General features: G+C 66.0%; 15 protein-coding genes and 1 pseudogene. 6 read left to right on the top strand and 10 right to left on the bottom strand.

The genetic code is table 11. From position 1 onward, the window contains the following. Positions 1 to 28: 28 nt before the first annotated feature. Entirely contained in the window at positions 29 to 1,057 is a 1,029-nt protein-coding gene (adhP, locus tag AC5P8C_RS16115) for an alcohol dehydrogenase AdhP (protein ID WP_155028730.1), read from the top strand. 103 nt (positions 1,058 to 1,160) lie between these two features. Next, the gene (locus tag AC5P8C_RS16110) at positions 1,161 to 1,553 is read left to right on the top strand and encodes a hypothetical protein (RefSeq protein WP_495219091.1); all 393 of its coding nucleotides are present in this window, start codon (positions 1,161 to 1,163) and stop codon (positions 1,551 to 1,553) included. 75 nt (positions 1,554 to 1,628) lie between these two features. On the opposite strand, the pseudogene ligD reads toward AC5P8C_RS16110, so the two are convergent. The 3 genes and pseudogenes from ligD to AC5P8C_RS16095 form a co-directional block, all read right to left on the bottom strand. Next, positions 1,629 to 2,576, bottom strand: a pseudogene (gene ligD, locus AC5P8C_RS16105) (non-homologous end-joining DNA ligase); the annotation flags it as partial. Positions 2,577 to 2,685: 109 nt separating this feature from the next. Then, a complete protein-coding gene (gene ku / locus AC5P8C_RS16100; protein ID WP_019658819.1) occupies positions 2,686 to 3,606 on the bottom strand; it encodes a non-homologous end joining protein Ku in 921 nt (306 codons plus the stop codon). Positions 3,607 to 3,769: 163 nt separating this feature from the next. Next, entirely contained in the window at positions 3,770 to 4,168 is a 399-nt protein-coding gene (locus AC5P8C_RS16095; RefSeq protein ID WP_019658818.1) for a hypothetical protein, read from the bottom strand. A 147-nt stretch (positions 4,169 to 4,315) separates the two neighbouring features. Between AC5P8C_RS16095 and AC5P8C_RS16090 the strand changes: the two genes are divergently transcribed. After that, positions 4,316 to 4,654: a hypothetical protein gene (locus AC5P8C_RS16090; protein WP_005411772.1), complete on the top strand. Its 339-nt coding sequence runs from the start codon at positions 4,316 to 4,318 to the stop codon at positions 4,652 to 4,654. Between the two features lie 79 nt (positions 4,655 to 4,733). Here AC5P8C_RS16090 and AC5P8C_RS16085 read toward each other — a convergent pair whose 3' ends face one another. Beyond that, positions 4,734 to 6,824, bottom strand: coding sequence for a TonB-dependent receptor family protein (locus tag AC5P8C_RS16085; RefSeq protein ID WP_495219089.1), 2,091 nt, complete (start codon positions 6,822 to 6,824; stop codon positions 4,734 to 4,736). A gap of 171 nt (positions 6,825 to 6,995) precedes the next feature. Here AC5P8C_RS16085 and AC5P8C_RS16080 point away from each other — a divergent pair, with 171 nt between their 5' ends. The 3 genes from AC5P8C_RS16080 (at position 6,996) to AC5P8C_RS16070 (ending at position 10,293) form a co-directional block, all read left to right on the top strand. Then, complete coding sequence (locus AC5P8C_RS16080) at positions 6,996 to 8,198, top strand: amino acid aminotransferase (RefSeq protein ID WP_099588736.1); 1,203 nt, start codon at positions 6,996 to 6,998, stop codon at positions 8,196 to 8,198. 259 nt (positions 8,199 to 8,457) lie between these two features. Then, positions 8,458 to 9,474 (top strand): class 1 fructose-bisphosphatase, encoded by a 1,017-nt coding sequence (locus AC5P8C_RS16075; protein WP_014035428.1) that lies wholly within the window; start codon positions 8,458 to 8,460, stop codon positions 9,472 to 9,474. Positions 9,475 to 9,582: 108 nt separating this feature from the next. Next, a complete protein-coding gene (locus tag AC5P8C_RS16070; protein WP_019658815.1) occupies positions 9,583 to 10,293 on the top strand; it encodes a 2OG-Fe(II) oxygenase in 711 nt (236 codons plus the stop codon). A 62-nt stretch (positions 10,294 to 10,355) separates the two neighbouring features. Here the strand turns inward: AC5P8C_RS16070 and AC5P8C_RS16065 are convergent, their stop codons facing one another. From AC5P8C_RS16065 to cls, 6 genes are all read right to left on the bottom strand, one after another. After that, complete coding sequence (locus AC5P8C_RS16065; RefSeq protein WP_227844176.1) at positions 10,356 to 10,826, bottom strand: hypothetical protein; 471 nt, start codon at positions 10,824 to 10,826, stop codon at positions 10,356 to 10,358. Further along, a complete protein-coding gene (locus AC5P8C_RS16060; RefSeq protein WP_019658813.1) occupies positions 10,823 to 11,113 on the bottom strand; it encodes a hypothetical protein in 291 nt (96 codons plus the stop codon). The genes AC5P8C_RS16065 and AC5P8C_RS16060 overlap by 4 nt, the downstream gene beginning before the upstream one ends. Positions 11,114 to 11,254: 141 nt before the next feature. Next, on the bottom strand, positions 11,255 to 12,346 hold the full coding sequence (locus AC5P8C_RS16055) for a PA0069 family radical SAM protein (RefSeq protein WP_478408210.1): 1,092 nt from the start codon (positions 12,344 to 12,346) through the stop codon (positions 11,255 to 11,257). A gap of 144 nt (positions 12,347 to 12,490) precedes the next feature. Then, positions 12,491 to 13,234 (bottom strand): pyridoxine 5'-phosphate synthase, encoded by a 744-nt coding sequence (locus AC5P8C_RS16050; protein WP_495219087.1) that lies wholly within the window; start codon positions 13,232 to 13,234, stop codon positions 12,491 to 12,493. A 9-nt stretch (positions 13,235 to 13,243) separates the two neighbouring features. Then, complete coding sequence (locus tag AC5P8C_RS16045) at positions 13,244 to 13,513, bottom strand: hypothetical protein (protein ID WP_019658804.1); 270 nt, start codon at positions 13,511 to 13,513, stop codon at positions 13,244 to 13,246. 40 nt (positions 13,514 to 13,553) lie between these two features. Further along, positions 13,554 to 15,014 (bottom strand): cardiolipin synthase, encoded by a 1,461-nt coding sequence (cls, locus tag AC5P8C_RS16040; protein WP_026346894.1) that lies wholly within the window; start codon positions 15,012 to 15,014, stop codon positions 13,554 to 13,556. Between the last annotated feature and the right edge of the window lie 29 nt (positions 15,015 to 15,043).

Genomic DNA, 15,043 nt, shown 5'->3' with positions numbered 1-15,043 from the left:
TGGGCAAGCGCACTACGGAGATCCGAACATGAATTCCACCATGAAGGCCGCTGTCGTGCGCGAGTTCGGCAAGCCACTGGTCATCGAGGAAGTCTCGGTACCACGCCCGGGGGCGGGCGAGGTACTGGTCAGGATCGAGGCCTGTGGTGTCTGCCACACCGACCTGCACGCCGCCGAGGGCGACTGGCCGGTCAAACCGAACCCGCCGTTCATCCCCGGTCACGAGGGCGTGGGGCACGTCGTGGCCGTGGGTGGCGGGGTCGGGCACGTCAGGGAAGGCGACAGGGTCGGCATCCCCTGGTTGTACTCGGCGTGTGGCCATTGCGAACACTGCCTGGGGGGCTGGGAAACGCTGTGCGAAACGCAGCGCAACACCGGTTACTCGGTCAACGGCGGCTTCGCCGAGTACGCACTGGCCGATGCCAACTATGTCGGCCTGCTTCCAAAGGACGTGGGCTTCGTGGAGATCGCGCCGGTGCTGTGCGCCGGCGTGACCGTCTACAAGGGCCTGAAGGTCACCGACACCAGGCCCGGTGACTGGGTGGCGATCTCCGGCATCGGTGGCCTGGGCCACATGGCCGTGCAGTACGCCCGCGCAATGGGCCTGAACGTGGCGGCGGTGGACGTGGATGACAACAAGCTGGCGCTGGCGCGGCAGCTCGGCGCGCAGGTCACCGTCAACGCGCGTACCACCGACCCGGCCGCCTTCCTGAAGAAGGAGATCGGTGGCGCACACGGTGCACTGGTCACCGCGGTGTCGCCGAAGGCGTTCGAGCAGGCACTGGGCATGGTCCGCCGCGGCGGCACTGTCTCGCTCAATGGCCTGCCGCCCGGCAACTTCCCGCTGGATATCTTCGGCATGGTGCTCAACGGCATCACCGTGCGCGGCTCGATCGTCGGCACCCGCCTGGACCTGCAGGAATCGCTGCAGTTCGCTGCCGAGGGCAAGGTCGCCGCCACCGTCAGCACCGATCGCCTGGAAAACATCAACGACGTGTTCGCACGCATGCACGCGGGCACCATCGAAGGCCGCGTCGTACTGGACTTCGCCGCCTGACCCTCCGTGCATGGCCGCCGCCGCTCCGTCCCCCTCTCCCACGGACGCAGCGGCCATGCCGATTCATCGCCAGCGGGCACCCGCGCGGCCGTACAATGCGTGCATGCCCGGCGTGCTCAAGATCCTGTTCCTGTCCATCGTTGCCCTGCTCGGCGGCGTACTTTCACTTGCGCTGGTGAGCAGCGTCGCCAGCTGGCTGCCGCCGCTGGTGGGCATGCCGCCGGACAACAACAGCGCGCAGCTGGGCTGGGACCTGGTCTTCAGCGTGCTCGGTGGCATCGCGGGTATCGCCTTTGCCACCTACTACGCGCCCTGCTGGCCGCGTTCGCACGGCTTCTCGATCTGGTCGCTGATCGCGCTGGGCTGCGGCTACGCCATGTGGACCACGGGCGCGGATTTCCCGTTCTGGTTCGTCATTTCGCTGCTGGCGTCGCTGCCGCTGCAATTGCTGGCCGGCTGGTGGTTTGGCCGTCGTCCCTCGCGCGATGCAACGTGATGCCGCCCCTGTAGAGCCGAGCCCGTGCTCGGCTTTCATGCACATTTACACAGGCAGCCGAGCATAGGCTCGGCTCTACAGGTCCATCCGCGGCAGCGTCTGCTTCAACGCATCGATGCCCTGCCACGGATCCGCTTTCAGCCGCTTCGCGCGCGCCAGCGCCTTGGCCATCGAAAACGCATCGGCCGCACCGACGCGTACCAGTTCCTCCCAGCGCAGCGGTACCGCCACACCGGCACTTTCACGCGCACGCAGCGACCACGAGCACACGCTGGTGGCGCCCCGCGTATTGCGCAGCCAGTCGATGAAGATGACGCCGCCACGCTTGGCCTTGCTCATGGTCGCCACGTAGTGGTCCGGCGCGCGCTCCGCCATCGCCCGGGCAAATGCCTCGCAGAACACCCTGGCCTGTTCCCAGTCGGCCCTGGGCTTCAGCGGCACCACAACGTGCACGCCCTTGCCACCGGACAACCGCACGAAGCTCTTCAGGCCGGCCTCCTGCAGGCGGTCACGGACGTCACGCGCAGCGGCCTTCACCTGTGCCCAGCTGACGCCTTCTCCAGGGTCAAGATCGAACACCAGCCGATCCGGATGCTCGGGGTCGGCGACGGTTGCACCCCAGGGATGCAACTCCAGGGTGTTCATCTGCACCAGCTGCAGCAGGCCCCGTGCGTCGTCGATGTAAACGTAATCCTCGCGCCCGCTCTTCTGCTGCAGCGGCACCGCATGTACCGCATCGCCCAGGCCGGCACCATGGTGCTTCTGGAAGAAGCAGGCCTTGCCGACGCCGTCCGGGCAGCGCAGTAGTGACAGCGGACGCGCGCTGATTTCTGGCAGGATCCAGCGCGCCATGCGCTGGTAGTAGTCGGCCACGGCGCCCTTGGTCAGCTTCTGCTTTGGAAAAACCACCCGCTCCGGATGAGTAATCTGGACCTCGCCTCCAGCTTCGGTATCTGCGATGTTCATTCCAAGGTCCTCCTTCGGCGTGTCGCTGCGCAGCCGCTTGAAACCAGCCTGGCGCAGGTAGGCCGCCGCGTCGGATCACCCTGCGCGGGCGTGTCGTCAGGCGCCGGCGTCTGCCCTGCGCCGCCGCCAGGTCGGCGCTTTCGCCGGTACTGCTCCAACGACATGCTCAACCTGCCTTGCGGCGTGCAGCGGTCTTCTTTGCAGCCTTCTTCGCAGCCTTCTTGGCTGCCTTCTTTACCGTGGATTTGGTGGCTGCTTTCCGCGTTGCCGTCTTTTTCGCTGGCGTGCGCTTGTTGGCATCCAGGCTCTTCTGCAGCAGCGCCATGAAATCGACCACATTGGTGCTGGCGTCGTCGCGCGGTGCAGGCTCATCGTCGACCCGCGTGGTACCCCCCTTGGACTTGATGCGCTTGTTCAACACCTGCTGCAGGCGCTCGCGAAATTCATCGTGATACTGCGACGGATCCCAGTCGCCGGCCATCGACTCGATCAGCTGTTCGGCCATCGCCGTTTCCTTGCTGGTGATGCGGTAGTCGGACAGCTTGCCGGTGGGCAGCTTGTACTCCTCCGGATCCACCAGTTCCTGTGGATAGCGCAGGATCATCAGCACCAGTGCGTCCTCATGCGGCATCACTGCGCACAGGTACTCGCGTGTGCGCACGACCACCCGCGCGATACCGACCTTGCCGGTGCTGCGCAGGGTCTCGCGCAGCAGCACATAGCCTTTCTCGGCCTTCTTGCCGGGCACCAGCAGATACGGTTTCTCGTAGTAGCGCGGATCGATCTGCGATGCATCCACGAACGATTCCACTTCTACGGCCTCGTGGCTTTCTGGTGCCGCCGAACGGATATCGCCTTCCTCCAGCACGACATAGCTGCCCTTGTCGTACTCGTAGGCCTTGACGATGTCCTTCCAGGGAACTTCCTCGCCCGTATCGGCGTTGACCCGCTCAAAGCGGATCGGCTTGCGATCGCGGGAGTCGAGCATGCGGAACTGCAGATCGACCTTGCGCTCTCCGGACATCAGTGACACCGGCACATTGAGCAGGCCGAACGACAGCGTGCCAGTCCAGATCGGGCGGGCCATGGGCTTACCTTTGGCGGATCAGGGCATCCAGCTTCGGATGGGCGGTGTAAACCACCCGTGTCGATACCGTGCACGCGGGTTCTACGGAAAACGGTAGTGCCGGGCACTGGCCGGCGGAACTCGCGGCCTGAGGTTTCCCGGGGTTGCCGGCCAGCGGCCGGCATTACTGCAGCAACGGCCTCACCGCCGCCGCCGGGATATGGTCCAGCGCGCGCCAGGCGTCCTCCACGACCGGGCGTGCCTGCGACCAGCCCAGCCGCGACTGCCCGCGCATCTGTTCCCAATGCTCGGCCAGTTCCTCGCAGGTATCGGCAGCATCACCGCGTGGCCAATCCGCGGCATGGGTCGTCAGCGCGAAGGCATATACCGGGCACAGATCGCGCCAGTTGCGGTGGCTTTGGCCACGCCTCTCCTCGTAGTCGCTGATCATGTACTGCAGGTAGTCCTGCGCCACCGCCTGCGGATCTTCCTGGCGGCGCGTGCGGCGCTGGGCAGTGCGCTGGGCGAGTGGATCGAGCAGGGCGTTGAACACGGACGGTGCGGGTCGTTCAAGACGGGGCATGGCCGGCTCCTGCAGCGGGGGCGGGTGGGCAGGAATACGCGCGGTGCCGTTACCGGGGGGTGAGCGAGATGTTCATGACGCCAGGTTCGCAACGGCTTTACCTGCGGGGCGGTGTAGTGGAATCCCCCCAAGGGCAGGTACCAGACCATGAGCCGAGAGACCTCGCGAGACCCGCTGCGGGAGAACCACCCGCCCATTCCCGGCGAGCAGCGCGGCAAGCGCGATGCCGACAACGCCGACTACCGCGGCACCGGCGCGCCGTTCTTCGATGCCGAGCACGACCACCTGCCGGTGAAGCACGAGGCTGAACAGGCGGCCCAGGACCGCAAGGATGGCGGTGACCGCCACCGTGGTGGCCAGGAGAGCCCGCTCAAGCGCCGCGAGCGCAAGCAGCGCGCCAGCGACAACCAGGACGAGGCGCTGGAGGAGACTTTCCCGGCCAGCGACCCGACCTCGCCGTTCGTGCCGGCCAAGGCCCCCGACTGACCGGTAGTGCCGGCCGCAGGCCGGCAGCCTCCTGACGCCCTGCGCGGCGCGATTCCGGCCAGCGGCCGGCACTACCCCTTCAGCGCCACGACCACTGCAGGCCGACGTTGGCTCGCCGTCCCGGTCCCGGCTCGTAGAAGCGACCATTGCCGTCATTGACGATCACCGAGCCGATGTAGGCTTGGTCCAGCACGTTCTCCAGCCGGGCGAAGGCGCGCAGCTCACCGCCCGGCAGCGTCCATCGACGGCCGGCTTCCAGGTGCAGCAGGGCGTAGCCCGGCGCGCGCTCGGTGGCCACGTCATTGACCACAGTATCGCTGCTGGCCGAGGCCTCCAGCGCCCACTGCCACTCAGCGGGGCTCCACTGCAGGCGTGCGAAGGCCTGTTGGCGGGGCACGCCGGGCAGGCGGCTGCCTGCGGCGACCAAGGTGTTCGAGGTCAGGTAGGGCGAGCGCACCTGAGCCTGCAGCCAGGTCCATGCCAGCTGCAGTTCCAGCTGTTCGCCCAGCGGCTGCCGGTACTGCAGTTCCATGCCCTGGCGGCGGGTGCGGCCGATGTTGCGATAGGTGCTGCGCCCGCCGATATTGCTGGCAACTGCCAGCTCATCGTTGGTATCTGCGCGGAATACGCTGACATCGAGCTGGGCTCCGCCTTGCGCGTGCCACTTGCTTCCAATCTCCAGATTGCGGCTGCGGGCGGCCGCCAGATCCAGCGCCAATCCCGCTTGGCCGTCGGCGCGATAGCCCAGTTCGTTGAAGGTAGGCGTTTCGAAGCCACGTCCCACCGCCGCGTGCAGCCGCCACTGCGGGCTCGCTTCGAAGCTGATCCCGGCCGCCGGCGTGGTCGCCTGGTAGCGCCGGTGACCACTATCATCCGGGTTGCGGGCGGTCATGTAGCGATCGTCCGAGTTGAAACGCACGGTGCTGTGGCGCAGGCCGGCCAGCAACGACCAGCGCGGGCTCCATTGCCACCAGGCCTGGGCGAACTGGTCCACGTTCTGCACGACGTCGATCTGGTCACGACGCAGCCGTCCACGCACGCCCAGGGCGCTGCCGAGGAAGTTCTCATGGCCGGTGCGATGCTGGCGCTGGCGGTCGGCGCTGAGCCCGGCCACCAGGTCCAGCGGCCGGCCGGCAAGGTCACCCTGCCAGCCCCAGCGCGCGTCCAGCCCGCCGTAGCCGCCCTCCAGATCGATCACCCCGCCGGCATGCAGGGGGTTGGCCTGGGCGGTCGGTGGGATCGGCAGGTACTGGCGTACCGCGCGCTGGCCGGCATAGCCCATCAGCTGCCAGCGCTGCGGCCCGGTTTCACGTGTCCAGCGCAGGCCGGCCTGCTGCTGGCGCACCGATTTGCGGGTGTTGTACTGGTGCGCGACTGCCGTGGCCTGGCGCGGATCAGCCGCCACCTGGGCACGGGTCAGGCCCAGCGGGTCCTGCGCATCCGGTGCATCAAGCGCATTAAGCAACAGCTCCAGCCGCCCGCCGCCCAGCTCGCCCCCGATGCGCGCGTTGAGCGATTCACGGCGTGCCTGGCTGTGATCGCGCCAGCCATCGGTGCGGAAGTGATTGGCGGCGATGTTGTAGTCCAGTACTTGGCCGGCCCCCTTCAGCTGTGCACCGACGCTCAGCGTGTTGTCGGCACCGGCGCTGAGCCGCAACCGCCACGGGTCGCCGGCCTGGCCCTGTTCGCTCCAGACCTGCAGCACGCCACCGGAGGAATTGCCGTAGAGCGCGGAAAACGGCCCACGCAGCACCTCGATGCGTTCGGCACCAAGCAGGCTGGCATGTGACAGCTGGCCTTGGCCATCGGGCATGGTTGCAGGGACCCCGTCGATCAACACCCGTACCCCGCGCACCCCGAAGGTCGAACGCGCGCCGAAGCCACGGATCGACAGCTGGGTGTCCTGGGCGAAGTTCTGCCGGTCGCGCGCCAGCAGACCGGGTACCCCAGCCAGCGCTTCGGACAGCTGCGCGCCGGTGCCAGCGCGGCTGGCATCGATCCAGACCGTGTCCTGGCTGGCCGGCAGCGCGAACGGGTCGATGCCCGGCACCCGTGCAGCCTGTACCTGCACCGCCGGCAGGGCGGTGGGCGCAGGCGCGGCCATCACCGCCCAGGGCGACAGCAGCAGGGCGGAAAGCGGCAGGCTACGGCGGCGTGCGGCAGTTTTCATGATTCAGGTTGATGGGTCGGGCGGCAACGCACGCCATGGTAGGGGGCCGTGGATGACGATGGCGGCGGCCAGCCCCGGCAGGCTTTGTTACGATGGGCTGTTTCCGGCCGAAACGCCGCAGACCGCGTAGCGCACTTCCTCCCCCTTTCCGTCTACCGAACGAGTACCGCCGTGTCCTTCTTTGCAAACGTGGAACTGGTCCCAGGCGACCCGATCCTGGGCCTGACCGAGGCGTACAACGCCGACAGCCGCCCGACCAAGGTCAACCTGGGTGTGGGCATCTACTACGACGAGAGCGGCCGCATTCCGCTGCTGCGCGCCGTCAAGCAGATCGAGCAGCAGCTCGCCGCTGAAGCCAAACCGCGCGGCTACCTGCCGATCGATGGCCTGCCGGCGTACACGCAGGCCACGCGTGAGCTGGTGTTCGGCAAGGACTCGCCGCTGCTGGCCGCCGGCCGCGTCACCACCGCACAGACCGTTGGTGGCAGCGGTGCGCTGCGCGTCGGCGCCGACGTGCTGAAGAAGCTGCTGCCGCACGCCACCGTTGCGCTGAGCAACCCGAGCTGGGAAAACCATCGCGCCGTGTTCAGCGCGGCCGGCTTCGAGGTGCTGGATTACACCTACTTCGATCCGACCACCCACGGCGTCAACTTCGACGGCCTGCTGGCGGACCTGGGCAAGCTGGAAGCCGGCACCGTGGTGCTGCTGCACGCCTGCTGCCACAACCCCACCGGTGCCGACCTCACGGTCACCCAGTGGAAGCAGGTCGCACAGCTGCTGAAGGACAAGCAGCTGTTCCCCTTCATCGACATGGCCTACCAGGGCTTCGACAAGGGCATCGAGCAGGACGGCGCCGCGGTGCGCATCATCGCCGAAGCCGGCATCGACAGCTTCATCGTCGCCAACTCGTACTCCAAGTCGTTCTCGCTGTACGGCGAGCGCGTGGGTGCGCTGTCGATGGTGGCGCCGACCGCCGCTGACGCCAAGGCCGTGCAGTCGCAGGTCAAGCGCGTGATCCGCACCATCTACTCCAGCCCATCCACCCACGGTGCTGCGCTGGTGGCCGGCGTGCTGACCAACCCGGAACTGCGCGCGATGTGGGAGCAGGAGCTGACCGAGATGCGCGAGCGCATCCATGCCCTGCGCCAGGGCCTGGTCGAGAAGCTGGCCGCTGCAGGTGCCCCGCAGTTCGGCTTCATCAACGAGCAGGCCGGCATGTTCTCCTACTCCGGCTTGAGCCGTGAGCAGGTCGAGCGCCTGCGCGACGAGTTCGGCATCTACGCCGTCGGCACCGGTCGCATCTGCGTGGCCGCGCTGAACCAGAACAACCTGGAATACGTCGCCAAGGCCGTGGCCACCGTCGCCAAGGGCTGAAGCAACGCTCCAGTAGCTTGAGGACAAAGGCGCCGAAAGGCGCCTTTGTTTTTTGCGCCCTGGTCTCTGTAGAGCCGAGCATACGCTCGGCTTGTGCGGCATGAAGGACGAAGAGCAGCCGAGCGCGGGCTCGGCTCTACAGAAGGAAGGCGCCACGAGCGCAACGCATCTGGAAACGATTACGCCTTCCCGCGCTCACGCACGCCCCCGCCATACGGGCGACAATAGGCGTTTTCCCGCTGCCGAGACCTGCCCGCCCATGTCCCGTACTTCGTTGACCCGCTTCCTGATCCAGGAACAGCACGCCGGCCGCATCAATGCCGACCTGCGCCAGCTGATCGCGGTCGTCGCCCGCGCCTGCACCAGCATCTCCATCGCCGTCAGCAAGGGCGCCCTCGGTGGCGTGCTCGGCGATGCCGGTACCGGCAACGTGCAGGGTGAAGCGCAGAAGAAGCTGGACGTCATCAGCAACGAGATCCTGCTTGAAGCCAACGCCTGGGGTGGCCACCTCGCCGCCTGCGCCTCGGAGGAAATGGACCACAGCCAGCCGGTGCCGGACATCTATCCGCGCGGTGATTTCCTGTTGCTGTTCGACCCCCTCGATGGCAGCTCCAACATCGACGTCAACGTCTCCGTCGGCACCATCTTCTCGGTGCTGCGTTGCCCGACCAATGTCGAACTGCCGGGCGATGACGCCTTCCTGCAGCCGGGCAGCAAGCAGATCGCCGCTGGCTACTGCATCTACGGGCCCAGCACCCAGCTGGTGCTGACCGTCGGCCATGGCACCCACGCCTTCACTCTGGACCGCGAGAAGGGCGAGTTCGTGCTGACCACCGAGAACATGCAGATTCCGGCGGCCACCCAGGAATTCGCCATCAACATGTCCAACCAGCGTCACTGGGAAGCGCCGATGCAGGCCTACGTGGGCGACCTGCTGGCGGGCAAGGAAGGCGCGCGCGGCAAGAACTTCAACATGCGCTGGATCGCCAGCATGGTGGCCGACGTGCATCGCATCCTGACCCGCGGCGGCATCTTCATCTACCCGTGGGACAAGAAGGATCCGTCCAAGGCCGGCAAGCTGCGGCTGATGTACGAAGCCAACCCGATGGGCCTGTTGGTCGAACAGGCCGGCGGCGCCGCCTGGACCGGCCGCGAACGCATCCTCGACATCCAGCCCGACCAGCTGCACCAGCGCGTGCCGGTGTTCCTGGGTTCGCGCGAGGAAGTGGCCGAAGCCGTGCGCTACCACCACGCGCACGACGACGCACAGGGCTGACGGCCTATCGCCTGACAGACGTCATGGCAGTTCGATGACATGACCGCAGGGTGACACCGGGGGCGGCAAACGGCACCATCAAGCCGTTGCCGCCGAAGGAATGCATGCATGCACGAGCAGGGCCCGGTCGATTTCATCGAAGTCATCCACAACGCGGTCCCCAGCGAGGTCTGCGCTGCGATCGTCGAGCGGATGCGCGCCGCACAGGGGCTGCGGCCAGGTGCGGTAGGCAGTGGTGTGTTCCCGGAACTCAAGCACAGCAAGGATCTGCGCATCAGCGGACTTGATGGCTGGCAGGATGTGGACCATCAGCTGCAGCATGCGGTGTTCAATGGCCTGCTGACTTATCTACGCCGTTATCCACAGGCGTTGATTGCGCCGCTGATGTTGCAGGTCCAGGACAGCAACGGCCAACCGCGACGCCTGTCCGCCGAGGACTTCCCCGACATGCCGCCACAACAACTGGCGGATCTTGCGCGCACCTGCCTGCGCCCCGGCGCCATCAACCTGCAGTGGTATGCGGCGGGCGAGGGCGGGTACCCCTACTGGCACTGCGAGCTGTACCCGAAGGATGTGCAGGCCGAGACCCTGCATCGGCACGTGTTGTGGACGCTGTACCTCAACGACGAGTTCGAAGAGGGCGAAACCGAGTTCCTGTTCCAGGAGCGGAAGATCGCACCACGCACCGGTAGCCTGCTGATTGCGCCGACTGCGTTCACCCACACCCATCGTGGCAACCGGCCACAGGGTGGGGACAAGTTCATCGCGACGAGTTGGATCCTGTTCCAGAGCGCGCAGAAGTTGTTTGGGGGAGGGTGAGGGCATCGCGCCCCTCCCGATTGAGGCCGGTATCCAGGCAAGTTCGTTATGCCGTCGGTGGATTACCGGGCCTCAGGAGAGCAGTAGTAGTCGCCGCCCCTGTCCGAGTCCCAGTAGGTTCCTCCATAGAGCTTCACCGTACTGCCCCTTGTCGTCAGCTCTACCGAGCGCGCCAGGCGATCCTCGCAGAAGACCATCAATCTGTAATCGCGCTGCCGTTTGTCTTTCTGCAGTCGCCACCGCTTCTCTGCGGCTTGTTTGATGAAGAAAGCGGCGATCTGCTCTGGATCAGATTCGAGTTCGGCGTCGAAGACGGCCCCCAGGAACGTGACCTTCGGTAAGAACGTAACGTTCGTGGGATGGACCCCTGAAGGGAGTTCAAAGGTATCGGTGGCAGCGCGCAGTTCTGCTTCTGTAGGCTTTCCGGTCCAATCGCCACGTCCGATGGATCCAAACATTGAAAGATAAGTACCGCTTGTCAGGGCCGCAATGACAGTGCACAGGAGCAGATGGCGCAACGGTACCTTTTTCAAGGCCCATTCCCCGACTGTCGTTGTTCGTCGCAACTTGAATCCCGCAAGGCTTCAGTCGTCTTTGCCCCGTGCACCGGATCATGGATGCTCGACGGAGCGAGGGGCTTGCGAGGACGACGGCGATACAGGATCCCTCCCGCTGCCCCACCAAATATGGCAGTGCCGAGGCCGATCAGCTCTTCGCTGCCTAGCGGATCCGCTGACAGCAATTTGGCCACCGTCAGTAGAAGAAAGTTCCATGGGAGCATCCACAGGAACGCGATGCCCAGCCAGTAGATGAACTTCATTTCATGCGCTCAAGGATCCGGAAGCGTCGACTCGACCCGGTAGGCGGAGCTGTTCTGCATCCATGATGCTGAACTCCCCTCTCCCCAGTCCCCGCCTTTGCTGCGGATTGTTACCGTTGCGTGGCGCTGAGGTCCAGAGTTCTAGAACAGACTGCCCTGCGGTGACTCTTTCTTTGGCGGCAACGGCTTCTGGAACCGGCTGCAATCCAGCTTCGGCCAATGGCTGTTCTGCGCATTGAAGCCCAGCCGCTTGCGTGCCAGCTTGAAGCGGTTGCTCAACAATTCCGCATACACACCCTGGCCACGCATGCGGGTACCGAACTGGCTGTCGTAGTCCTTGCCGCCGCGCAGCTGCTGGATGGTGCTCATCACGTGCGCGGCGCGATCGGGATGATGGGTGTCCAACCAATCGCGGAACAGCGGGGCCACTTCCAGTGGCAGGCGCAGCAGCACGTAGCCTGCGGTGCTCGCACCTGCGTCGCGTGCGGCTTCCAGCACGGCTTCCAGCTCGCTGTCGTTGATCCACGGAATCACCGGCGCCACCATCACCCCGACCGGAATGCCGGCTTCATGCAGCCGCTTCATCGCACGCAGCCGTGCGTGCGGTGCCGATGCGCGCGGTTCCAGCTTCGCGGAGAGATGCGGGTCCAGCGAGGTCACCGAGAAATGCACGCTGACCAGGTTCTCCGCCGCCAGCGGTGCGAGCAGATCGATGTCACGCTCGACCAGCGCGTTCTTGGTGATCAACGAGAACGGATGCCTGGTTTCCAGCATCACTTCGATCAGCTGGCGGGTGAGCTTGAACTTGCGTTCGATCGGCTGGTACGCATCGGTGTTGATGCCCAGTGCGATCGGCTGCGGTACGTAGCCCGGCTTCGACAGTTCCTTGCGCAGCAATTGTGGTGCATTGGTCTTGGCGAACAGTTTGGTCTCGAAGTCCAGGCCTGGCGACAGGTTCAGATAGGCGTGCGAGGGGCGCGCGAAGCAGTAGGAGCAGCCATGCTCACAACCGCGGTACGGATTCACTGATTGGCTGAAGCCGACATCCGGCGAGGTGTTGCGGCTGATGATGCTGCGTGCGGTCTCGGCGCGTACTTCAGTGCGCAGGCGTGGGGCGAGGAATTCCTCGCTCTCATCGACCGCCCAGCCGTCGTCCACCGCCTCGCTGACGGTGCTTTCAAAGCGCCCGGCAAGGTGGGACGTGGAACCTCGGCCCTTGATCGCGATACCCATTGCGGCAGGTTACGCCGCAGCCGTCTCAATGGCTGCGACGGCTGCCTGAAGGGTTCAGGGCAAGTCTGAGCCGAGCGTGGGCTCGGCTCTACAGTGGATACGGATACCCTTTGTAGAGCCGAGCCTACGCTCGGCTGCAATACATCAAAGCAGCGCCAGGTAGCCGCGCACCGTAGCATCCAGCCCTTCGTACAGCGCCTCACCGATCAGCGCGTGGCCGATCGACACCTCCAGCACGCCCGGCACATGGGCCAGGAAATCGCGCAGGTTGTCCTGCGACAGGTCGTGGCCGGCGTTGACGCCCAAGCCCACCGCCTGCGCCCGCCGCGCCGCAGTGGCGAACAGTTCCAGCATCGCCGCAGCGTCGCCAGCCGCGTGCGCTTCGGCGTAGGGGCCGGTATACAGCTCGACACGATCTGCACCGACTTCGGCCGCCTGCTCCAGCAGTGGGTTGCCAGCATCGACGAACAGGCTGACCCGGCAGCCCATTGCTTTCAGTTCGGCAACCAGCGGGCGCAGGCGCTCGCCGTCACGCTCGAAGTCGAAGCCATGGTCGGAGGTGATCTGTCCATCGCCATCCGGCACCAGCGTCGCCTGCGCCGGGCGGGTCTGCGCGCACAGCGGCAGCAGGCCTGGGTAGCCCTCGCGCGGCGGCGCGAATGGATTGCCTTCGATGTTGAATTCCACGCCACGCGCGCGGGTCAGCGAGGACAGCGCCAGCACGTCCTCGGCGGTGATATGGCGGCGGTCCGGTCGCGGGTGCACGGTGATGCCATGTGCACCGGCATCCAGGCAGGCCTGGGCGGCACGCACCACGTCCGGTTCGGCACCACCGCGCGAATTGCGCAGGACGGCGATCTTGTTGACGTTGACGCTGAGCTGGGTCATGGAACGGGACTACTTGGAAAGAGGGGATGGATCGTGGTCGATGGGGTCTTCATCACGGCGGGCCTGGGCCTGCTCACGCAGGCGGCGCAGTTCTTCGGCATCGACCAGCGTGGACGGATCGCGCTGCAGATCACCGAAGCGGGCCACGTAGCGGCCACGTACCCAGGCCAGCAGGAAGGCGAGGGCGGCCAGCAGGCACAGGCTCATCAGCCCGGCGCTGGGAGTCTTCAGCGCGAAGGCGAAACAGCCCAGCGCCAGCAGCAGGTACAACCAGTACATAGTCGGGCTCCCCGGGTGATCGGCGCAGTGTAGCGCTGCGTCAGAGCAGCGGCGAGGCCAGCCGGGCGAAGGCTTCCGGCAGGCGGTGCAGCCACAGCGAGCGGCCGGCCTGGTCGTGCACCCGCGTGGAACGGTCGAATTCGCCCTGCAGCAGTTCGGCCAGGGCAGCCACCCGGTCACGGTCGCTGATCATCATCGACAGCTCGAAGTTGAGCCGGAAGCTGCGGTGATCGAAGTTGGCGCTGCCGACGATGCAGACATCATCATCGGCGATGAAGGCCTTGGTATGCAGCATGCGTGGGCCGTACTCGTAGATCTTCACCCCTGCGTGCAACAGTTCATCGAAGTAGGAGCGGGCGGCCTGGGTCACGAACCAGGAATCGCTCATCTTCGGTACCAGCAAGCGCACATCCAGGCCGCCGAGTGCAGCCGAGGTCAGCGCCATCCGCGCCGCTTCACCCGGCACGAAATACGGTGTGACCAGCCACACGCGCTCGTGCGCTTCCTGGATCGCCGCCACATGCAGGCGATGGATCGTTTCCCAGCCCGAGTCCGGGCCGGAGACCAGCACCTGGGCGTTGATCGCACCGTCACCGCGCAGCGGCATGTCGGCTGGCCACAGGCGGGCGATGTCCATGCGCGAGGGATCCTGCCCGCTGGCGTAGAGCCAGTCCTCGGCAAATACCAGCTGCAGGCTGCGCACTACATGGCCGCGGATGCGCATGTGCAGGTCGCGGTAGGCATCCGCCCTGCGGCTTTCATCCTCGTCGTCGGTGATGTTGATGCCACCGGTGAACGCCAGCCGGCCGTCGACGATCACCAGCTTGCGATGGGTACGCAGGTTCAACCAGGGGCGCTTGAACGGCTTCAGCAGCTGCCGTGGGTGGAACCAGATCGCTTCACCACCGGCGTCGAGCAGCGGCTGCAGGAAGCGGCGGGGCAGGGCGGAAGAGCCCACGGCGTCGAGCAGCAGGCGAACCTGCACGCCGGCCTGTGCGCGTTCCACCAGCGCGTCACGCAGGGCGGTGCCGGCATGGTCCGGGTTGAAGATGTAGTACTCCAGATGCACGTGGTCGCGTGCCTGTGCGACGGCCTCAAGCAGCGCCGCGTAGGTCGCCGCGCCGTCCACCAGCCATGTCACTTCGGTGGCGCTGCTCGGCGCAAGCCCGGTCGTGGCCTGGGCGATCTTGGCCAGCTCGGTGCAGTCGGCGTCGGGTGGGCAGACGTCGCTGTAGTGCTCCATGCCCGACCGCGCGCGGCCACGGCGCAGACGCTGCCGCTTCACCTTCTGCGGGCCCAGCAGGTAGTAGATGAACAAACCGAGGTAGGGCAGCAGCGCCAACGACAGGATCCAGCTCAGCGTGGCGACCGGCTCACGCTTCTGCAGCATGATCCAGCCGGTCAGCGCGAGCAGGTACAGCAGGTAGGCCACCGCCAGGATCGAGCCAAGGTGGGCGATGCCGTCGAGCCAATGACGCAGGGAGTCGAAGAGGGCGAGCATCCGCCGATCATAGCGGTCCAGGCCGGCAG

The organism is Stenotrophomonas sp. YJH_SMC_46, assembly GCF_059370315.1.
This window is presented reverse-complemented; position numbering and strand designations above follow the sequence as displayed.